Source organism: Streptosporangium sp. NPDC005286 (genome assembly GCF_040607515.1).
Classification (GTDB): Bacteria; Actinomycetota; Actinomycetes; order Streptosporangiales; family Streptosporangiaceae; genus Streptosporangium.
On record NZ_JBEXGU010000060.1, the window covers coordinates 1 to 19,065 of the forward strand.

The window sequence follows — 19,065 nt, forward strand, 5'->3', positions numbered from 1 at the left end:
CCAGTCTCAGCAAGAAGGACTCAAAGATCCCGGAACGAAGAAGGCATCCGCCCCCCGACCGGGGAACGCGCCCGCACCGTCATTAGGAACGAAGCCCTGGACCGTCGATCGCCCCCAACCCTTTGCGGGGATCAGCCACAGTCAGGCGATCGTCAGGGTGGCACCACTAAGGGAAACGTGGCGATATGCGGCTTGCTGTGGTCAGAGCCAGGCATTGCGTGCGACCAAGTTGAGCACCAGGGCACCGGCATTCCAGGCGTCGTCAACTCCACGGTGTTCTGTGCCTTCCAAAGGAAGGCCGGCGAGCCGGAAAGCCTCGGGGCGGTCGGGCCCATGCGAGAGACCGTAGGCGGCGGCAAACTTTTGTTTGGCATTGGTATGAAAAGGGCTGAGAGGGTAAAAGACGCCTGCGGCGGCGCACTGTTCGGTGAACTGCCTGCGATCGAAGTCGCCCCAGCTCGCCCAGTGCCGTGTTCTAGCCTCATGATCGCTGACGAGCAGGGCGCATGCCTCGGAGAAGGAGAGGCCCCGGTCGACCTCGCGCTGGGTAAGACCGGTCAACTCAGTGCAGAAGTCGGTGACCGTCGAACGCTCTGGCCGGATGAGGATCCGGTGCCGGGACACCCGAGTCCGAGTGGTGAGGTCCACGACGCACAGGCCGACTTCGATGATCTCTGTGATCTGACCGGGTGGCGCGACACGACCGGGCCAGCAGGTCGCCTCGACGTCGATGACATTCAGTAACATCAGCACCTCATCCGGATGTTTTCAAACGCACTCTACTGACATTTCGCCCACTCGCTGATGATCAATGAGTTTGCCAGTCGGTTGCGGGCTCGGCAGGAGGACATCCCGGCCATCGTCTGGGCTCTTGCTCGCTGAGGCACAAGTAGTTTCCTTGGTTGCTGAGCTGGTCTTGGCTGATGTACCCCGGCTTTCGTGGAGTCGCTTTGGTTGACTTACATGCCTCCACCCCCTTCAGGAAAGGTCGGCATGGCAAGGAGATATCCCCCTGAGTTCCGTCGGAAAGTCCTGGATCTGTTGCAGGCCGGCCGGACCGTGCGGCATGTGGCCTTCGATCTACAGATCAGCGACCAGACGATCTACAACTGGCGCGAGCAGGAGCTAATCGACACCGGCCAGAAGCCCGGCATCACCTCCTCTGATCACATTGAGCTGGTCGCGGCCCGGCGCCGGATCGCCGAATTGGAGACCGAGCTGGCCGTGACCAGGCGTGCCGCCGAGCTGTTGAGAGAGGCGGTGCCCCAAAAGGCGGTTCGAGGCCATCGCGGTGATGGCCGCCGAAGGACTCCCCATCCAGGTCTGTTGCCGCATTCCGAACGTCTCGGAGTCGGGCTTCTACGCCTGGAGAGACCGGCCACCCTCAGCCCGGGCGCTCCGGCACGCCTGGCTGACCAATGAGATCCGGCAGGTGCACGCCGCATCCAACGGCATCTACGGCGGCCTGCGGGTGCATGCCGAACTCACCTTGGGACGCGGCATCGCGGTCAGCCACGGTGCGGTGGCCATGCTGATGCACCGCGCCGGCATCAAGGGCCTACCCGGCAACAAGCGCCGCCGACCCGTTCACCGGACACCCACCGCCGCGGACCTGGTCGACCGCCAGTTCGCCCGAGACGCCCCCAACGAGCTGTGGGTCACCGACATCACCGAGCACCCCACCCGCGAAGGCAAGGTCTACTGCCGAGTCGTCTTGGACGTCTACTCTCGCCGGGTGGTGGCTGGTCCATCGATGCCGGCCAGACCGCCACCCTGGTCACCAATGCACTCGGCATGGCCATCCATAACCGCAGGCCGGCGGCGGGCACGCTGATTCACTCCGATCACGGGGTGCAGTTCACCTCCTGGGCCTTCACCCGCCGTGCCCACGATTCCGGTCTGGTTCCATCGATGGGGTCGATCGGCGACTGCTTCGACAATGCAGTCATCGAGTCGTTCTGGGGACGGATGCAGACCGAGTTACTCAACCGCAAGCGGTGGAAGACCCGTATCGAACTGGCGAATGCGATCTTCGAGTACTTGGAGATCTTCCACAACCGGCGGCGACGACACAGTGCCCTGGGGATGCTCACCCCCATCGAGTACGAGATGCTTTACCCGAACGCCCAGCTGGCATGAGAGTCAACCAAGCCGACTCCACCGAACTCGGGGTACATCATTTGCGAGTAAGACCGATGCGGATGTCTGGCTTGCTCGGAAAGAGGGCGAGATCCACGACCAGGAGTGGACCGATCCGGACGCGGGCAAGGTCCCTTTCCGGAGTTACGCGGCCTCGTGGATGACGGAGAGGGCGCTCCGTCCCAAGACGGCTCAGCTCTATGAGGGTCTGCTTCGGCTGCACATCGCTCCGACCTTCGGCGAGAAGCTGCTGGCGGAGATCACCTCACGTCACGTTCGGCAGTGGCACACCAAGCTCCTGGAGGGCGGTCCCGGTGCGTCCACTGTGGCCAAGGCGTACCGGCTGCTGCGGGGCATCCTGAATACGGCTGTGGAGGATGACCTGATCAAGAAGAACCCGTGTCGGATCAAGAACGCCGGGGTGGAGCGTCCCGAGGAACGCCCGGTGTTGACCGTCTCGGAGGTCTTCGCGCTGGCCGGTGTCGTGCCTCGCCGGCTCCGCGCCCTGGTGCTCCTGGCGACTTTCGGCAGTATGCGATGGGGTGAACTCGCAGCTCTCCGGCGTCACAACCTCGACCTCACGGCGCGGACGGTGAAGATCGAGGCGTCGGTCTCGGAGATGAGGACGGGGAAGTTGGTCACTGGCCGGCCCAAGTCGGATGCGGGAGCTCGGGTCGTCACCCTGCCGGAGATCATCGTCGGTGACCTGGCCTGGCATCTCCAGCGGTTCAGCGAGCCGGAGCATGACGGCCTGGTCTTCGTGGGGGAGGAGGGCGCCCAGCTCCGGCGCAGCAACTTCACGAAGGTCTGGGCCAAGGCACTCAAGGACGCCGAGCTTCCGCAGATCCATGTTCACGACCTGCGGCACACGGGCAACACCCTGGCGGCGATGACTGGGGCCTCACTCAAGGAACTGATGGCGCGGATGGGCCACTCCAGCACCAAGGCCGCGATGATCTATCTGCACACGGCCAAGGACCGGGATAGGGCCATCGCCGACGCACTGGGGGAGATCGTCAAGGAAGGGCTCAAGTCCAAGGGTGACGACGGCGATGATCCGCCCCTTGTCGGGGCCAAGATCAACTGATCTGGCACGAATCTGGCACGCGAGTGAGAATGGTCTCCGAAAACAACTAAGACCCCGGTTCGGATTCATATCCTGACCTGGGCCTTTGAGTGTGGAGCGGGTGACGGGAATCGAACCCGCGCTGTCAGCTTGGGAAGCTGATGTTCTGCCATTGAACTACACCCGCAGCGGTATGCCGCCCCACCACTGTAGCGGAAGTTGGGTGGCTCTCGTCCACTGTGGGAAGCGGGATCGGGGTCTGTGCCGACGCTCCCGGGAGGGCGTGGCGTTGGTAGGTTGCCTCACGTGCTGCTTTCCGATCGTGACATCGTTGCCGAGATCGAGGCGGGGAGGGTGAGGATCGATCCCTTCCAGCCGGAGATGATCCAGCCGTCCAGTGTCGACGTATGCCTGGACCGCTACTTCAGGGTCTTCGAGAACCACCGGTACCCGCACATCGATCCGGCTGTCGAGCAGCCGGACCTGACGCGGATGGTCGAGCCCGACAAGGACGAGCCGTTCATCCTGCACCCGGGGGAGTTCGTGCTGGCGAGCACGTACGAGGTCGTCACGCTGCCGGACGACATCGCCTCGCGGCTGGAGGGGAAGAGCTCGCTGGGCAGGCTCGGCCTGCTGACCCACTCCACGGCAGGGTTCATCGACCCGGGCTTCAGCGGGCACGTCACGCTTGAACTCTCCAACGTCGCGACATTGCCGATCAAGCTCTGGCCCGGGATGAAGATCGGCCAGCTCTGCATGTTCAGGCTCAGCTCGCCGGCCGAGTATCCCTACGGTTCGGAGAAGTACGGATCCCGCTACCAGGGGCAGCGGGGACCGACGCCGAGCCGTTCGTACCTCAACTTCCACCGGACGCCGATCTGAGATCCGGGATCAGATCCCGGAGGCGGATTCTCCGCCAAAGATGAACTAACGGTGAATTCAAAGTGAACTTTCATGCCGGGGCGGGTTGTCGTGGCGGGGTGAACCCTCCGAAGAAGGGGAGCGCCCGGGGACTCCGAGGGGCGAGAGGCCGCGGGAACGGGTCCGCGGGTAGGGCTGCCGTGAGCAGGCAAAATTCGGGTTAACGGACGATCGTGATGGAAATCACCCTGATTTTTCGCGGGAGGCCGACGAGCCCTGGCGACCTTGGTGAACCGTGCGGGAAGGGCACTGGACGCGGGGGTTTCCGAGGGAGGTACGGGGAAGGTGCCGGATGGCGTTCAGGGGTAGAGAAGTCCCATACTTGGCCTGTCTTCGTCATACTGTGGCCGAAAACCAGCAAAACGGTCAGCGGAAAGATGACCTCAAGGCTGCCTCAAGCTGTGTGTCGCCGGGTATGCGCCGGGTAGCGACATCGGGAAGAGTGCATGTCTAGCGGGTGAAGTTCGCATTTCCGCTGGTAACCCGTACCCTTCTCTGCGGACCATCCCCGCACATCTGGAGAACGACGTGCGCCTCCGTCTCACACCAAGTGAGGACAGCTACTACGACTTGTTCGCAGACTCGGCGAACAACCTCGTCACAGCGTCCCGTCTGCTGGTAGAGATCATCAGTGACGGATCGGACAGGGAAGCTCTGGCCGAGAAGATGCGCGCATGTGAGCACGCCGGTGACGAGCGTACTCACGCGATCATGAACCGGCTCAACGAGAGCTTCATCACCCCCTTCGACCGCGAGGACATCTACCGTCTCGCCTCGAACCTCGACGACGTGATGGACTACATGGAGGCGGCCGCCGACCTCATCGTCCTCTACCAGATCGACCACCTGCCCAAAGAGGTGGTCCGGCAGGTCGAGGTTCTGGAACGTGCCGCCGAGCTCACCGCCGAGGCCATGCCACGGCTGCGCTCGATGAAGAACCTCAACGAGTACTGGATCGAGATCAACCGGCTTGAGAACCAGGCCGACCAGGTCTACCGCCGCCTTCTCGCCAAGCTCTTCGGCGGGGAGTACGACGCGTTGACCGTCCTCAAGATGAAGGAGGTCATCGATCAGCTCGAGATGGCCGCCGACGCCTTCGAGCACGTGGCCAACACGATCGAGTCGATCGCGGTCAAGGAAAGTTAAGTGGATCTCACGCTCGCACTCGTCATCGGCGTGGTGGTCGTAGCGTTGGTGTTCGACTACACCAACGGCTTCCACGACGCCGCGAACGCGATCGCGACCTCCGTCTCAACGCGCGCGCTGACGCCGAGGGCCGCGCTCTTCATGGCCGCGGCCATGAACTTCCTGGGTGCGCACCTCGGTACGCAGGTGGCCGCGACCGTCGGCAAAGGCATCATCGACGCTCCACAGGGAAGCCACGGTCTCGTCATCGTCGGCTCGGGCCTGATCGGCGCGATCACCTGGAACCTCATCACCTGGTACTTCGGCCTTCCCTCCTCAAGCAGTCACGCGCTGATCGGCGGTCTGGTCGGCGCCGCGCTCGCCTCGGCGAGCAACGTCCACTGGGACGGGGTGATGGAGAAGGTCGTCATCCCGATGATCCTGTCTCCGGTGATCGGCTTCACCCTCGCCGGGCTCATCATGATCGGCATTCTGTGGGGGTTCCGGCGCTCCCAGCCGTCGAAGACCAACCGGGGCTTCCGGTACGCGCAGACCGTCTCCGCGGCGGCGATGGCGCTGGGTCACGGCCTCCAGGACGCGCAGAAGACCATGGGCGTCATCTTCCTGGCCCTCGTGGTCGGCGGTTACCAGCATGACGGCGACCCGATCCCGCAGTGGGTCATCCTCGCCGCCGCCACGGCCATCTCGCTCGGCACGTACGCGGGAGGCTGGCGGATCATGCGGACGCTCGGCCGCCGGATCATCGCGCTCGACCCCCCACAGGGATTCGCCGCGGAGACGGCCGCGGCGACGGTGCTCTACACCGCGGCCATCGGCTTCGGTGCCCCGATCTCGACCACCCACACGATCACCAGCGCGATCATGGGCGTCGGCGCCACCAAGCGCCTTTCCGCCGTGCGCTGGGGCGTCGCGGGCAACATCGTGACCGCCTGGGTTCTCACGATCCCGGCCGCCGCGTTGGTCGCCGCGCTGTCCTACTTCGCGCTGCACTGGATGATCGAGTAGTACTCCAGGTGGACCAGATCCCTCGGGGGGGGACCTGGTCCACTTCAAGTCCGTCAGGCACTGCCCTTCCGGTACATCACGTCGACGTCCCAGCGGGTGAAACCCAGCCCCTGGTACAGGCGGATCGCCGCGGAGTTGCTCTCGTCGACGTACAGCATCACGTGGGTCAGGTCTCGCGAGCGCAGGTGGGCCAGGCCCGCCAGGGTCAGTGACCTGCCCAGGCCGCCGCCCTGCTCGGCGGGGTCGACGCCGACGACGTAGACCTCGCCGATCGGCTCGTGCGCGTGGTCGCCGTCGCCGTGCACCTTGGTCCAGTGGAAGCCCACCAGCCGGTCGCGGCCCTCGGGGCCGCCGGGCCGTACGGCGAGGAAGAACCCGGCCGGGTCGAACCAGGGTTCCCGCTCGCGCAGCTTGAGGTCGTCAAGCGTCCACGCGCCCTGCTCGGGGTGGTCGGCGAAGGCCTTGGCGTTGAGGGCGAGCCAGGCCTCCTGGTCTGAGGTGCCGGGCTCGAAGGTGCGGAGCCGTACGCCCTCGGGGAGGTCGAAGCCACCGATGTCGGCGGTGAGGGGGCGGCGCATCTGCCACAGCGACCTCGCCCTTTCGAACCCCTCCGACAGGGCGAGGGCATCGGCCGCCGGGTGTCCGCCGTGCGCCCACAGCCGCAGGTGCCCGCCGGCGCGGTCGAGCACGGCCCGCAGCAGCCGCCGTCCGTATCCCCGCCCGCGGAACGCCGGGTGGACGACCAGTTCCCCGCTGGGCCCCTCGACGGGGTCCGTCGGGTCCAGGTGGGCGTAGCCCGCGAGGTCGTCCCCGGCGTACAGGAGCACGGCTCCGGCCCGCTCGTCGCCGCCGTAGCGCAGGTGCAGCATGACATGTTCGTTGAGTGGCCGGACCCCGTCGGCCTTCGTGGCCGCATCCACCACCGCAAGGACCTCGGACACCTCTTGTTCGCCGAGTAGCCCCCGGTGTTCAACACGCACATTCATGTTCTGGACTCTAGGCGGGTACACGTCCTGGGAGAGCACCGGGGACTGGCAAAAGCCGCCAGCTACCGGTCGGGTGAATCGTTATCTCTCGGACATTCCTTGCACAGATAGTCCCCTTAGTGTCGTGGACCATGATGTCTCGTTCCTTCCTGCGGCTGACCATGGCGTGCGTGCTCGCCGGGGCCGGTGTCACGCTTGCGATTGGGCCAGCCGAGGCGGGCAACAAGCCCGCCAAGACGGTGCCGGTCCGCCTGCTCTCCCTCAACGATTTCCACGGCAACCTTGAGCCGCCGACGGGTTCCTCCGGCCGCATGGTCGATGAGAACGGCGCCACAGTCGACGCGGGTGGCGCCGCTTACGTCGCCACCCACCTCAAGCAGCTGTCCGACAAGAACACGCTGAAGGTCGCCCAGGGCGACCTGATCGGCGCGACCCCGCTGATCTCCGCGGCCTACCACGACGAGCCGTCGGTGGAGTTCCTCGGCAAGATCGGCGTCACCGCCTCCGCCGTGGGCAACCACGAGTTCGACGAGGGGTACGCCGAGCTCAGGCGGATCATGAACGGCGGCTGCCACCCGGTGGACGGCTGCTCGCCCGCGGGCAGGTGGAAGGGCGCGGCCTACAGCTACCTCGGCGCGAACGTCGTCTTCAAGCGGCCGGCGCAGGGCGCGGAGAAGCAGGCGCTGGACGCCCTGGGCGGGACGAACACCCCCTCGCTGCGCGCTCTGCTCAAGGACTACGGCATCCCGGCCCTGCCCCCGGTCGCGATCCGCTGGATGAACGGCGTGCCGATCGGGTTCATCGGCCTGGTCACCGGGAGTACCCCGAGCATCGTCACCTCGGAGGGCATCAAGGACCTCGACTTCATCGACGAGGTGAAGGCCGCGAACGTCGCGTCCAAGCTTCTCAAGATCGTTGGAGTCAAGGCCCAGGTCGTGCTCGTCCACGAGGGTGACCAGGTCACCGCGGGCCAGTCGCCCGACAGCTGCAGCGCCCAGCCGGGCGCGGGCAACCGGATCGCCACGCAGGTCGACGCCGAGATCGACATGATCCTCAGCGGCCACTCCCACCAGGCCTACCTGTGCACGGTGACCGACCCCAAGGGCGCCAGCCGCCTCTACAGCCAGGGTGGTTCCTTCGGCCGGGTCATCACCAAGGTCGACTTCCAGGTGGACGTCAAGACCCGCGATGTCGTGCGCTCCTCTGTCGTGGCCGACAACCAGGTCGTGACCAGGACCGTCACCCCCGACCCGGAGATCAGCGCGTTCGTCCAGACCTGGAAGGACCGCGTCGCGCCGGTGGCCAACCGGCCGATCGGCAAGATCACCGCGGACATCACCAACGCCGCGTCCGCGTCCGGCGAGTCCTCGCTGGGCAACCTGATCGCCGACGGCCAGCTCGCCGCGACCAGGACCGGCGGCAACGCCCAGATCGCCCTGATGAACCCGGGCGGCGTGCGGGCCAGCCTCACCTACGCGGGCTCGCCCGCCGGTGAGGGCGACGGGGTGGTGACGTACGGCGAGGCGTTCACGGTCCAGCCGTTCAACAACCTCATGCAGGTGGTCACGCTCACCGGTGCGCAGCTCAAGACCGTTCTGGAGCAGCAGTTCACCGGCGGCCCCAACGCCCAGCCGTTCACCAAGATCCTGCAGCCCTCGTCGAACTTCACCTACACCTACAGCGCGAGCGCGCCGTGGGGTTCGAAGATCTCCGCCATGAAGATCGACGGTGTCGGCGTGACGGACACCCAGACGATCAGGGTCGCGGCCAACAACTTCCTCGTCGGTGGCGGTGACGCGTTCGCCGCCTTCACCGGTGGCACCGACCTGTGGAGCGGCCCGCTCGACATCGACGCCTTCGCCGCCCACTTCGCGGCGAACCCGTTGATCACGCCCCCGGTTCCCAACCACATCACGGTCGCTCCGTAGCAGGGGCGAAAGGCACGACGCACGCGTCAGACCTGCCGGATGCCTCCGGTGGGTCTGGCGTGATGCCGGGAACCCGGGCCCACGGGGCGCGGAGGCACCGGTACGACCGCGGACGCGCGAACTCACCGATCGGCGGCCGACCTGGCAGCTTGGAGAGGCCAGTGCCGATCGCGGCGGGAGTGCCCGTCTCCCGCTCCCGCGCGGCGATCGCCGCGGGGTGGGAACCGCTCGCCCTACTGGCGGGCGGGCTCGCGCTCCTCGACGGCCTCGTTGCCGCGCTCGGGGACGAACCGGTAACCGACGTTGCGGACCGTTCCGATCAGTGCCTCGTACTCGGCGCCGAGCTTGGCGCGGAGCCGCCGGACGTGGACGTCCACGGTACGGGTGCCGCCGAAGTAGTCGTATCCCCAGACCTCCTGGAGGAGCTGGGCACGGGTGAAGACCCTGCCCGGGTGCTGCGCCAGGTATTTCAGGAGCTCGAACTCCTTGAAGGTCAGATCCAGCGCGCGGCCGCGGAGCCGGGCGGTGTAGGTGGCCTCGTCGATCGACAGGTCACCGTTGCGGATCTCGTCCGGCACCTCCTCGGCGGCGGCCAGGTTGAGCCTGCCCACGGCCATCCTGAGCCGCGCCTCGACCTCGGCGGGACCGGCGCTGTCGAGAATGACGTCGTCGGCACCCCATTCCGCGGTCAGCCCGGCGAGACCGCCCTCGGTGACGATCACCACCAGAGGGCAGGAAACGCCCGTGGTGCGGAGCAGCCTGCACAGGCTCTTGGCCTGGACGAGCTCGCGGCGTGCGTCCACCAGGATCGCGTCGGCGGGCGGGGCGTCGAGCAGGGCGGACGCCTCCGCGGGCACGACACGTACCGAGTGCAACAGCAGCCCCAGCGCCGGGAGCACCTCAGTCGAGGGCTCAAGGGCGTTGGTGAGCAGTAGGAGATTGCTCACAATGCCTCCTTCCCGCGTCATGTCGGCGATAGCCGTACAAACACGTAAGGACCCGGGGGCTACGTTGCCCAGGTCCCGTAGTACGTGAGGATAACCCACGAGGAGTAAGCGTCCAGCGAAGGTCCACCTGGTGAACACCGGTTCTCCGAGTGGATTCGCCGTAATGGTGTGGTAACCCTGTGTGTGTTCGAGGAGTTGATTCACAGGTGGCGACGGGCACTGTCAGATATTGGGCCGCGGCCAAGGACGCGGCGGGCATCGCGGAGGAGCCTTTCGAGGCCGAGACCCTTGCCGAGCTGATGACGAAAATCACACCGGGCCGTGAAGAGCTGGCCCGCGTGCTGAAGCGGTCGTCGTTCCTGGTCAACGGGGATCCGGTGGGCAGACGGGCGCACGAGACGATAGTCCTGGCCGAGGGGGCGACGGTGGAGGTGCTCCCGCCCTTCGCGGGGGGTTGATCGGGTGCTATCGCCGGCACGGCGTTTCGTACAGGATTGCAGGGGGAGGGCACGCGAACGGGCCCCCTCGGGCTGGAGAATGAACAGGGAGTCGGATGCGCAAGCTGATCGTTTTTCTGGTCCTGCTGCTCGCTCTCGTCGCGATCCTGGACAGGGTCGCCGTCGCCGGAGTCCAGCGTGAGATCGCCACGCAGGCGACGGCCAAGTACGACCTGGAGTCCCCGCCAGAGGTCACCATCGAGGGCATCCCCTTCCTGACCCAGGCGATCGCCGGGCGCTACGAGGAGGTCAAGGTCGCCGCGGGCGCGATGACCGTCTCGGGTGTCGCGCTGTCGAGCGTGGACTTCACCCTTTACGGTGTCACCGCGCCGCTTGCGGACCTGGTGCTCCGCCCCCAGCAGGTCGACATGCGCGCCGAGCGCGTGGTGGGGTCGGTGGTCGTCCCGGTGAAGACGCTCAGCCAGCGGGCGCCCCGCGGGATCAAGGTCGACGTCGTGGGCGACGCGCTCAACGTCAGCGGGGAGATCACCGTGCTGGGGCAGAAGGTGCCGGTGAAGGCGGTGCTGAAGGTCGAGATCGTCGAGGGCGGCCTGCAACTCGTCCCCGGGAAGGTGACCCTGGGCGGCGGCATCCCGGTGCCCGATCCCGAGCGGTTCATCAACTTCCGGATCCCGATCGGGAAGCTGCCGTACGACGTCAAGCTGACCGACATCAAGGTCGCGCCCGAGGGCCTGCGCATCTCGGGTGAGGCCTCCGATGTGCCGCTGAGAGGCTGAACGTGCCCCGTGTCTGAACCGGATCGTCCCGCCGTACGTCGTGGGGATGTGAGTCAAGCCGGAACCGCCGACGAGCAGCTTGTCAGAGCGCTCTTCGACGAGCACGGCGGACCACTCTACGGTTACGCGCTGCGGCTGACGGGCGACTCGGGGAGAGCGGAGGATGTCGTGCAGGAGACGCTGTTGCGGGCCTGGCGCCATCCGAACGCGTTCGCCGGCCGCTCCATCCGCGCGTGGCTGTTCACGGTGGCCCGCAATCTCGTCGTCGACCAGCACCGGGCACGTAAGGCGCGCCCGCCGGAGACGGGCGACGAGGCGCTCGCCGTGGTGCCCGCCGATGACGAGCTGGAGCGGGCGGTGGAGTCGTGGGCGGTCGCCGAGGCGCTGGCCGCGCTGCGGCCCGAGCACCGCGAGGTGCTGGCCGAGGTCTACTACCAGGGGAAATCCGTCGCGGAGGCGGCCGCGTCGCTCGGCATCCCCGCCGGAACGGTTAAGTCGCGCACGTATTACGCGCTTCGGGCGCTCAAGCTGGCGCTGGAGGAGCGGGGGCTCGCGCCATGATGACCTGTGACGAAGTACGGATGTCGCTCGGGGTCTACGTGCTCGGAGCCCTGGAGCCGGACGAGCGCGTGCTCGTCGAGGCCCATCTCGCCGAGTGCGCGGAGTGCGCGGCGGAGCTCGCCGAGCTGAGCGGGGTGGCGACGTTCCTCGGCAGGGTGTCCGAGGACGATGTGGCGCAGGTGGCGAGCCCGCCTACGGCGGTGCTGGAGCGGCTGCTCAGCGCCAAGGTCAAGCGGCGTCGCATCACCCGGCTGATGCTCCTCCTGGCGGCCTCGGTCCTGGTGGTCGGGCTCGGTGGCGGGACCTTCTGGGCCGTCATCCAGTCCCCGGGGGACGTCGCGACGGTCGCCGGGTCCGCCGCGCCCGAGTCGGCCGCGGACCTGAGCACTCAGGAGTACGCCGAGCCTCTCTCGGCCTCGGCCTCCGCGCCCGAAGCCAGGGCCAAGGCCTCTCCCACCTCCGCGCCCAGCGCCGACTCGCAGCTCCTGCTCGCCCCGAGCGACCTGCGGGTCACCGGGGGGGACGGCACGATCCGCGCGGTGGTGACCGCGTCCGCCGGGCAGGGGGCGACCACGGTCAAGGTCGTGCTCACCGGCGTGGCCAAGGGCACGCGCTGCCGGCTGGACGTGATCGGGGACGGTGGCGTCAGGGAGACGGCGGGCAACTGGACCGTCAACCGGGCCGCCTATGACAAGTCGGGCGCCTTCACGGGCACCACGACGATCCCACCGGAGCGCATCACGTCGTTCGAGATCGCCACCGCCGAAGGACGGGGGCTGCTCACGGTCGACGTCCCCTGAGCCTGTCCGGCGCCGCCGGGACCGCGTGGCAGGCGAGGGCGTTCGGTGCGGGGGCGTTCCGGGCGCGGAAACGGCGCCGGATGGCTGAGCGGCGCGGGAATGGCTCGGAGCGCCCGCCTGTTGTCGTGTTCCGTGACCGGATTGACGGTGGTGGTCGTCACTCTCGCCCTCGCCACGCTCGTGGGCGTGGTGGCGCGGCGGCGGAACGGCGTGGCGCGAGAGGTGAGGGGCGAGGTGGAGCGGCTCACGTCCGGCGACATCCACGCGGAGCTGGGGGAGCGGGCCACGCTGGTGCAGTTCTCCAGCTCCTTCTGCCAGCCGTGCCGGGCGACCCGGCGGATCCTCGACGAGGTGGCGGGGATGGTGCCCGGCGTCGCGCACGTGGAGATCGACGCGGAGTCCCACCTCGATCTGGTCCGGTCGCTGAACATTCTGCGCACCCCCACCGTCCTCGTCCTCGACGCGTCAGGGCGGGTGGTGCGGCGCGCATCCGGCCAGCCCAGGAAGGCCGACGTGATCGGCGCTCTAGGTCTGGTGATCGACGGATGAACGGGTCACCCTATCGTTCCTCAAATGATCACGTCTCAGAAATTGGACAGGGATGTGACAGATGGCGGGACACCGGGGTACTGTCGTGGACATGAACCCCACGACAGAGCTGCTCACAAAGCGGCGCGCGGTTGATTTCTGCCGCGTGACCACCGCGCTCTGTCGTATTTCCTAAAGGGCGATCTCAAGCGGCCGTCGAGCCGCACCGATCTGCACAACCCTTCAGGAGCATCAAGCGATGCAAGCTGATCCCCGAGCTCTCCGCTTCACCGCGGCCGTCACAACAGTCGTGCTCGCGCTCGTCCTCGTGACGGGCAGTGCGTGGCTGCTGGTTGCACAGGCCGTGGCGTTCGCACTGGGCACTCTCGGCCTCTCGCCGTACGGGATGGTTTTCAAAGGGATAGTGAAAAGCCCTCCGAAGGAGTTGGAGGACGCCGGCCCGCCGCGCTTCGCGCAGGGAGTCGGCCTCACCTTCGCCCTGGTGGGCTTGGTCGGATACGTCGCACAGATCACGCCGCTGGCCCTCGGGGCCACCGCGGCGGCACTTTTCGCCGGATTTCTCAACGCCGCTTTCGGCTTCTGTCTCGGCTGCGAGATGTTTTTGATCATTCGCCGCCTACTACCCGCCGCACGATGATCCTGGAGGATCAAAATGAGCCGCTCCGCCGTCCTGGTCGACGCTGACTGGGTCGAGGCCAACCTCGATACCCCCGGTGTCGTTCTCGTTGAAGTGGACGAGGATGCCAGCGCATATGACAAGGGCCACATCCGTGGCGCCGTGAAGGTCGACTGGAAGAAGGACCTGCAGGACCCGGTCCGCCGTGACTTCGTCGACCGCGAGGGCTTCGAGGCGCTGCTGTCCGCCCGTGGCATCGCGGGCGACGACACCGTGGTTCTCTACGGTGGCAACAACAACTGGTTCGCCGCCTACGCGTACTGGTACTTCAAGCTGTACGGCCACGAGAACATCAGGCTTCTCGACGGTGGCCGCAAGAAGTGGGAGCTTGAGTCCCGCGAGCTGGTCAAGGACGTTCCCAGCCGCCCCGCCACGGACTACAAGGCCAAGGAGCAGGACCGGTCCCTGCGCGCCTCCCGCGACGAGGTCGTCGCCGCGATCGGCAAGCTCAGCCTGGTCGACGTGCGCTCGCCCGACGAGTTCACCGGCAAGCTGCTCGCCCCCGCGCACCTTCCGCAGGAGCAGGCACAGCGTGTCGGCCACGTGCCCACCGCCCGCAACATCCCGTGGTCCAAGGCTGCCAACGACGACGGCACCTTCAAGTCCGACGAGGAGCTCAAGGCCCTCTACGAGGGCGCGGGTGTCGACTTCAGCAAGGACATCATCGCCTACTGCCGCATCGGGGAGCGCTCGGCCCACACGTGGTTCGTGCTGCACGAGCTCCTCGACCAGGCCGGTGTCAAGAACTACGACGGTTCATGGGTTGAGTACGGCTCGCTGGTCGGCGTGCCGATCGAACTGGGAGAGGCTCGATAATGACTCAGGGATGCGCTGCTCCGGAACAGACGATTGCCCTTCCGGCCGGGATCGATCTTACGAACCAGGCCGTCATCCAGGGCGTGGTCACGGGCGCGGGCACGGCCTACGCCCGTCTGCTCGACCACTCCGGTGAGTTCACCGGTGAGGTCGTGGTGTCCGAGGAGGGAATCTTCCGCTTCTTCGCCGCCCCCGGTGACTGGACCGTCCGCATCATCGCGGGCGGCGGCGTCACCAAGGACATCCCGGCCCAGGCCCGCCTGGGTGAGGTCACCCAGCTCGCGGTGTCCGTCTGACCCTTCGGTCCGACGCCCGCCGAGCCGGCTCGGTAAAAAGGACCGGCACTCCCTCGAGGGAGTGCCGGTCCTTTTGGTCAGGCCAGGTCAGCCGGCCAGCCGGTGCTCGACGCGCCGGAGGGCGTCGAGGTAGTCGGGCTCTGGGGACATGGCCGCGGCCAGGCGCAGGTGTGGCAGGGCCTCGGGGTGGCGGTTGGCGCGTTCGAGGGTCCTGCCCAGCAGGAATCGGGCGTAGTGGTCACCGGGGGTGCGCTCCAGCAGCGACTCCAGCGTCTCGCTCGCCCGGCCTAGCTGGGCCGAACCAAAGTAGGCGCGGGCCGCCAGCAGGCGGACGGCGGGGTCCCCGCCGTGCTCGGCCATCAACGGCTCCAGGGTCCGCAGGGCGCCGAGGGGATCTCTGACACCCAGCAGGGCCTCGGCCTGGCGTAGCCACCTGACCTCGTCGGGGAGTTCCCGCCGGGGAGCGGCGTGCCGCACCAGGTCGGCGAGGACCTCGGGCGGCTGCGCGCCCGCGACCGCCGTGTCACCCACCACGAAGGTCGGCGAGGTGGCGATGCCGAAGGCCTTGCCGCGCAGCAGTTCGGAGCGGACCTCCGCCGCCCCCTCGCCGTGCTCCAGAGCCTCGGTCATGCCCCCGAGTCCGGCCTCGGCGGCGAGCGCTGCCAGCGTGCCGCGGTCTCCGATGTCGGAGCCCTCGACGAAGTGGGCACGCAGGATCCGCTCCACGACCGCGTCCTGGAGCGCCGCGCCGCCGCGGCCGTAGGCGAGGGCGATGACCCGGTGGGCGTCGAACGTGTTCGCCCGCCAGACCGCTCCCCAGCGCCGCCCGCCGTCGTCGGCGCGCTCGCCGATCCGCTCCGCGGCGGCGACGCGCGAGACCCGGGCCCGGTTCTCGGCCGGGGTCAGGACGGGGTGGCAGGCCCGCAGGGCACCCTCGGCGACCGGGTCGCGAAGGGCGTCCTGCAGCGGCTCGGACCGTGCCGGAGCCATCGGGTCGATGAGGTACGGGCGCCAGACGATCTCCACGTCCGCGCCGAGGTCGGCCTGCTCCAGCCGTCGCTTGCCGATGTAGGCCCACGCGCAGACCATGTCGGCCCAGACTTCGATGCGCTTCATGGCCGCTACAACAAACGACAGGTGTCGTTTATTCGACAGGTGTCGTTTAAGGTTGACGGCGTGCCCGGAGACGATCCCAGAATCCGCAGAACCCGCGCCCGGCTGCGGTCCGCCGCCCTGGAGTTGACCGCCGCGCGCGATCCCGACTCGATCACCGTCGCCGAGATCGCCCAGCTGGCCGGGGTGAACCGGGCCACGGTCTACGTTCACTACCGTGACCGCGACGACCTCGTGCTCGATGCCATGGAGGCCGCGGTCAAGGAACTGGCCGCCGAGGCCGCGCGGTGTCCCTACCGGGAGCCGGGGCCGGTGCCGGCGTCGCTGGTCGCGCTGTTCGAACACGTCGGTGAGCGAGCCCCGCTCTACCGGCGGATGCTCGGACCCTCCGGCAGCGCCCGCTTCTGCGCGCGGCTGCGCGAGGCGTTGGTCGCGGAGCTGCGCGGCCCCTTCGCGGCGGGCTCCCGGCCCCCCGGGCACGACGAGGTGCCACCGGAGATCCACGCCCATCATGTGGCGGGCGCGCTGGTCGGGCTCTTCACGTACTGGCTGGGAGAGTATCCGTCCCGTCCGGCCGAGGAGATCGCGGCGGTGGCGTGGAACCTGATCCGCTGATGTGGACCCCGGTGGCCGGGAGTGGACGACGCCGGTCCGGCGATCCCCGGCGTCGTCAGGAAGGTCGTCATTTTCGGGGAGGGAGCGTGGGCGCCGATGGCGATCGGTGACGTCCATCCCATCCGACTCATCGATCCCTTAAGTGGTGGTAAAACTGGGGAAAATACAGCGGATTGACGGGAACGCTGCCCGAATATGATGTCGAACTCTTACGCTGTCTCAGAGGCTTCCGATGAGCCCGACGGCGGAGGGGTTCCGTGGCGGACGTGCATCCCGAGCATGCGCAACTCCAGGCGGACCGGATCTACCTGGGCTGGCAGTATGCGCTGTTGCACCCGGATCCAGGTCCGGCTCCCAGGCGACCCTCGCCGGTGGAGAATCCCGCGGAGCCCGTCGACCCCGAATGGGTGCGCAGGGAACGCCTCAACGAAGACCTCCTGAACCGGCCGGTCAAGATCGTCCGTGCGTTCATGGCCGCACTCGCCACGCTGATCCTCGTCCTCGGCCTCACCGAGATGCTGAGCTGGTCGTTCGCCGTCGTCGGGGTGATCGCCGCCGGTGGCATCGCGGTGTTCTGCAGCTACGCCGTCCACCAGGGCGACCGGGCGGTCCGCCACCGCATCAGGGAGCGGGAGGTGGCCGGTGACCGGCTACGGGAGGAACGGGATCGGGAGCTCTTCGCCGCCCAGGAGGAGCACGCCGCCCGATACCGGGAGTGGGCCGAGAAGAAGGAGCGCCACGACCGCCAGCTGACCTGGTATGCGGTGGCCGTGCCCGACGAGATCGACCGGATCGACGTGGCCGGCGGCACGCTGCCCGGCTGGTCGGCGCTGATCACACTGCTCGGCGCGACCCGCCTCTACAGCGGTGGCCACCTGACTGTGCTCGACCTGTCCGAGGGCGCGATCGCCAAGGACCTGATCGAGCTGGCGCGCAGGGGTGGTGACGACCCGCTGGTCTGGGTGCTGCCGGTCGACCTCCCCAAGCTCGACCTGGGTGCCACGCTGGCCCCCGAGGCGTTCGCCGACGTCCTCGCCCACGTCGTGAGCGTCAGCGAGGAGCACCGCACGACCAGGGACCTGTCGTTCGACAACGCGATCCTGGAGCGGGTGCTGGAAGTCCTCGGTGAGAGTGCCACGATCAACCAGGTCACCGCCGCGCTGCGCGCCCTGGCCCAGGTCGGCGACCCCCGGGAGGACCTGCGGTGCGGCCTGATCACCGCCACCCAGCTGGAGCGGATCGGCACGCTTTTCGGCCGTGGCGTCAGCGACCGCGTGGTGATCGAGCGGGCCTGGGCGCTGGAGTCGCAGCTGCGCAAGCTGGAGACCCTCGGCTCGGAGGCGGTGCGCCTGCCGCCCGCGCGCCTGCGGGTCGTGTCGATGGACCGCCAGGCGGGCGTGTTCGGTAACCGCGTCCTGGGCACGTACGTGGCCACCGCGCTGACCCACATCCTGCGCCAGTCGCCCGCCTCCGAGCGGCCCTGGTACCACACGATCATCGTCGCGGGCGCGGACAAGCTCCGCGGTGACGTGCTGGACCGGCTCATGGACGCCTGCGAGACCTCCAGGACCGGGCTGGTGCTCACCTATCGCTCGCTGACCCCGCCCGTGCGGGAACGGCTCGGGCGCGGGCACGCGGCGGTCACGTTCATGCGGCTCGGCAACGCCGAGGACGCCCGGATCGCCAGTGAGCACGTCGGCACCGAGCACCGCCTGGAGCTCGCCCAGCTCACCGAGACGATCAGTGCCGCCGGGGCCGGTATGGACGGCGGCTACATCTCCACGGTCGGCCAGGCGGAGGAGGGCGACGACGAGCGCGACGTGAGCCGCGCGGACCTCAAGGAGGACATCACCTTCTCCACCGAGTGGGGCCGCCGCGCGACCAAGGCGATGGGGGAGACGGAGCGGGTGTTGCACCGTTCCCGGGAGTTCCTCGTTGAGCCTCACCAGCTCCAGCAGCTTCCCACCACCTCGGTGATCGTCACCGACGCCACCGCCGAGGGGCGCAGGGTCCGTCTCGCCGATGCCAATCCGGCCATACTGACCTTCCCCAAGACGACGCTGGGCGAGTTCGACGAGATCAAGGAAGCCGTGCTGGAGCGCGTACAGGAGAGCAAGGCGGAGCCACGCGAGCCGAGCCCGTTCGAGGACGCGCCGCCCAACCTCGGCCCGCCTCCGGCAAGGCTCGACTGGCGCCGCCGCCAATGAGGTCCGGACCCGCGCCGCCGACGAGCCGGTGGGCGGGGATTCGGCCGGTGGGGATCCGGG

At 67.8% G+C, this 19,065-nt stretch carries 20 protein-coding genes, 1 tRNA gene and 1 pseudogene; 17 read left to right on the top strand and 5 right to left on the bottom strand.

Annotation, left to right across the window (positions count from 1 at the left end; translation table 11 throughout):
• Positions 1-201 precede the first annotated feature (201 nt).
• Complete coding sequence (locus tag ABZU75_RS22155) at positions 202-747, bottom strand: 3'-5' exonuclease (protein ID WP_355557194.1); 546 nt, start codon at positions 745-747, stop codon at positions 202-204.
• Positions 748-993: 246 nt separating this feature from the next.
• Between ABZU75_RS22155 and ABZU75_RS22160 the strand changes: the two are divergent.
• Together ABZU75_RS22160 and ABZU75_RS22165 are read left to right on the top strand one after the other, a co-directional pair.
• Positions 994-2,139 (top strand): annotated as a pseudogene (locus ABZU75_RS22160) (IS3 family transposase).
• Positions 2,024-3,226 carry a site-specific integrase gene (locus ABZU75_RS22165; RefSeq protein WP_355557298.1) on the top strand — a complete coding sequence of 401 codons (1,203 nt, stop codon included), beginning with the start codon at positions 2,024-2,026 and terminating at the stop codon, positions 3,224-3,226. The pseudogene ABZU75_RS22160 and the gene ABZU75_RS22165 overlap by 116 nt, the downstream one beginning before the upstream one ends.
• A gap of 92 nt (positions 3,227-3,318) precedes the next feature.
• Here the strand turns inward: ABZU75_RS22165 and ABZU75_RS22170 are convergent.
• Positions 3,319-3,392 (bottom strand) — tRNA-Gly (locus tag ABZU75_RS22170).
• A 119-nt stretch (positions 3,393-3,511) separates the two neighbouring features.
• On the opposite strand from ABZU75_RS22170, the gene dcd reads away from it, so the two are divergent.
• The 3 genes from dcd (at position 3,512) to ABZU75_RS22185 (ending at position 6,277) form a co-directional block, all read left to right on the top strand.
• The gene (gene dcd, locus ABZU75_RS22175; protein WP_350911147.1) at positions 3,512-4,087 is read left to right on the top strand and encodes a dCTP deaminase; all 576 of its coding nucleotides are present in this window, start codon (positions 3,512-3,514) and stop codon (positions 4,085-4,087) included.
• Positions 4,088-4,654: 567 nt separating this feature from the next.
• Positions 4,655-5,272, top strand: a complete 618-nt coding sequence (locus ABZU75_RS22180) for a DUF47 family protein (RefSeq protein ID WP_030924556.1) — start codon at positions 4,655-4,657, stop codon at positions 5,270-5,272.
• Positions 5,273-6,277, top strand: a complete 1,005-nt coding sequence (locus tag ABZU75_RS22185; protein WP_355557199.1) for an inorganic phosphate transporter — start codon at positions 5,273-5,275, stop codon at positions 6,275-6,277.
• Positions 6,278-6,330: 53 nt separating this feature from the next.
• On the opposite strand, the gene mshD is transcribed toward ABZU75_RS22185, so the two are convergent.
• Entirely contained in the window at positions 6,331-7,263 is a 933-nt protein-coding gene (gene mshD / locus ABZU75_RS22190; RefSeq protein ID WP_355557202.1) for a mycothiol synthase, read from the bottom strand.
• Positions 7,264-7,394: 131 nt separating this feature from the next.
• On the opposite strand from mshD, the gene ABZU75_RS22195 reads away from it, so the two are divergent.
• Entirely contained in the window at positions 7,395-9,191 is a 1,797-nt protein-coding gene (locus tag ABZU75_RS22195) for a bifunctional metallophosphatase/5'-nucleotidase (protein WP_355557204.1), read from the top strand.
• A gap of 233 nt (positions 9,192-9,424) precedes the next feature.
• Here ABZU75_RS22195 and ABZU75_RS22200 read toward each other — a convergent pair whose 3' ends face one another.
• On the bottom strand, positions 9,425-10,138 hold the full coding sequence (locus ABZU75_RS22200) for a response regulator transcription factor (RefSeq protein ID WP_355557207.1): 714 nt from the start codon (positions 10,136-10,138) through the stop codon (positions 9,425-9,427).
• Positions 10,139-10,344: 206 nt separating this feature from the next.
• Between ABZU75_RS22200 and ABZU75_RS22205 the strand changes: the two genes are divergently transcribed.
• The 9 genes from ABZU75_RS22205 to ABZU75_RS22245 all read left to right on the top strand — a co-directional run bounded on the left by ABZU75_RS22205 (position 10,345) and on the right by ABZU75_RS22245 (position 15,070).
• Positions 10,345-10,596 carry a MoaD/ThiS family protein gene (locus ABZU75_RS22205; protein ID WP_350951827.1) on the top strand — a complete coding sequence of 84 codons (252 nt, stop codon included), beginning with the start codon at positions 10,345-10,347 and terminating at the stop codon, positions 10,594-10,596.
• 95 nt (positions 10,597-10,691) lie between these two features.
• Positions 10,692-11,372, top strand: a complete 681-nt coding sequence (locus ABZU75_RS22210) for a DUF2993 domain-containing protein (protein ID WP_355557211.1) — start codon at positions 10,692-10,694, stop codon at positions 11,370-11,372.
• 48 nt (positions 11,373-11,420) lie between these two features.
• Positions 11,421-11,933, top strand: coding sequence for a sigma-70 family RNA polymerase sigma factor (locus ABZU75_RS22215; RefSeq protein WP_030924537.1), 513 nt, complete (start codon positions 11,421-11,423; stop codon positions 11,931-11,933).
• Positions 11,930-12,733 (top strand): zf-HC2 domain-containing protein, encoded by an 804-nt coding sequence (locus tag ABZU75_RS22220; RefSeq protein WP_355557214.1) that lies wholly within the window; start codon positions 11,930-11,932, stop codon positions 12,731-12,733. Before ABZU75_RS22215 ends, ABZU75_RS22220 begins: the two co-directional genes overlap by 4 nt.
• Positions 12,734-12,943: 210 nt before the next feature.
• A complete protein-coding gene (locus ABZU75_RS22225) occupies positions 12,944-13,282 on the top strand; it encodes a thioredoxin family protein (protein WP_350911954.1) in 339 nt (112 codons plus the stop codon).
• 91 nt (positions 13,283-13,373) lie between these two features.
• Positions 13,374-13,457: a putative leader peptide gene (locus tag ABZU75_RS22230; protein WP_350911956.1), complete on the top strand. Its 84-nt coding sequence runs from the start codon at positions 13,374-13,376 to the stop codon at positions 13,455-13,457.
• A gap of 63 nt (positions 13,458-13,520) precedes the next feature.
• Positions 13,521-13,919, top strand: a complete 399-nt coding sequence (locus tag ABZU75_RS22235) for a DUF4395 domain-containing protein (RefSeq protein ID WP_355557217.1) — start codon at positions 13,521-13,523, stop codon at positions 13,917-13,919.
• A 15-nt stretch (positions 13,920-13,934) separates the two neighbouring features.
• Positions 13,935-14,774: a sulfurtransferase gene (locus ABZU75_RS22240; RefSeq protein ID WP_350911166.1), complete on the top strand. Its 840-nt coding sequence runs from the start codon at positions 13,935-13,937 to the stop codon at positions 14,772-14,774.
• Positions 14,774-15,070 carry a DUF1416 domain-containing protein gene (locus ABZU75_RS22245; protein WP_350911168.1) on the top strand — a complete coding sequence of 99 codons (297 nt, stop codon included), beginning with the start codon at positions 14,774-14,776 and terminating at the stop codon, positions 15,068-15,070. The genes ABZU75_RS22240 and ABZU75_RS22245 overlap by 1 nt, the downstream gene beginning before the upstream one ends.
• 87 nt (positions 15,071-15,157) lie before the next feature.
• Here ABZU75_RS22245 and ABZU75_RS22250 read toward each other — a convergent pair whose 3' ends face one another.
• Positions 15,158-16,186 (bottom strand): DsbA family protein, encoded by a 1,029-nt coding sequence (locus tag ABZU75_RS22250; protein WP_355557221.1) that lies wholly within the window; start codon positions 16,184-16,186, stop codon positions 15,158-15,160.
• A gap of 60 nt (positions 16,187-16,246) precedes the next feature.
• Between ABZU75_RS22250 and ABZU75_RS22255 the strand changes: the two genes are divergently transcribed.
• Together ABZU75_RS22255 and ABZU75_RS22260 are read left to right on the top strand one after the other, a co-directional pair.
• The gene (locus ABZU75_RS22255) at positions 16,247-16,798 is read left to right on the top strand and encodes a TetR/AcrR family transcriptional regulator (RefSeq protein WP_355557224.1); all 552 of its coding nucleotides are present in this window, start codon (positions 16,247-16,249) and stop codon (positions 16,796-16,798) included.
• A 257-nt stretch (positions 16,799-17,055) separates the two neighbouring features.
• On the top strand, positions 17,056-19,005 hold the full coding sequence (locus tag ABZU75_RS22260; protein WP_355557227.1) for a hypothetical protein: 1,950 nt from the start codon (positions 17,056-17,058) through the stop codon (positions 19,003-19,005).
• Positions 19,006-19,065 lie beyond the last annotated feature (60 nt).

Coding starts and splice junctions, on each gene's coding strand:
- ABZU75_RS22155 (WP_355557194.1), bottom strand. CDS start 747: ATGTTACTGAATGTCATCGACGTCGAGGCGACCTGCTGGCCCGGTCGT.
- ABZU75_RS22165 (WP_355557298.1), top strand. CDS start 2,024: ATGCGATCTTCGAGTACTTGGAGATCTTCCACAACCGGCGGCGACGAC.
- mshD (WP_355557202.1), bottom strand. CDS start 7,263: ATGAATGTGCGTGTTGAACACCGGGGGCTACTCGGCGAACAAGAGGTG.
- ABZU75_RS22195 (WP_355557204.1), top strand. CDS start 7,395: ATGATGTCTCGTTCCTTCCTGCGGCTGACCATGGCGTGCGTGCTCGCC.
- ABZU75_RS22210 (WP_355557211.1), top strand. CDS start 10,692: ATGCGCAAGCTGATCGTTTTTCTGGTCCTGCTGCTCGCTCTCGTCGCG.
- ABZU75_RS22220 (WP_355557214.1), top strand. CDS start 11,930: ATGATGACCTGTGACGAAGTACGGATGTCGCTCGGGGTCTACGTGCTC.
- ABZU75_RS22230 (WP_350911956.1), top strand. CDS start 13,374: ATGAACCCCACGACAGAGCTGCTCACAAAGCGGCGCGCGGTTGATTTC.
- ABZU75_RS22235 (WP_355557217.1), top strand. CDS start 13,521: ATGCAAGCTGATCCCCGAGCTCTCCGCTTCACCGCGGCCGTCACAACA.
- ABZU75_RS22240 (WP_350911166.1), top strand. CDS start 13,935: ATGAGCCGCTCCGCCGTCCTGGTCGACGCTGACTGGGTCGAGGCCAAC.
- ABZU75_RS22245 (WP_350911168.1), top strand. CDS start 14,774: ATGACTCAGGGATGCGCTGCTCCGGAACAGACGATTGCCCTTCCGGCC.
- ABZU75_RS22250 (WP_355557221.1), bottom strand. CDS start 16,186: ATGAAGCGCATCGAAGTCTGGGCCGACATGGTCTGCGCGTGGGCCTAC.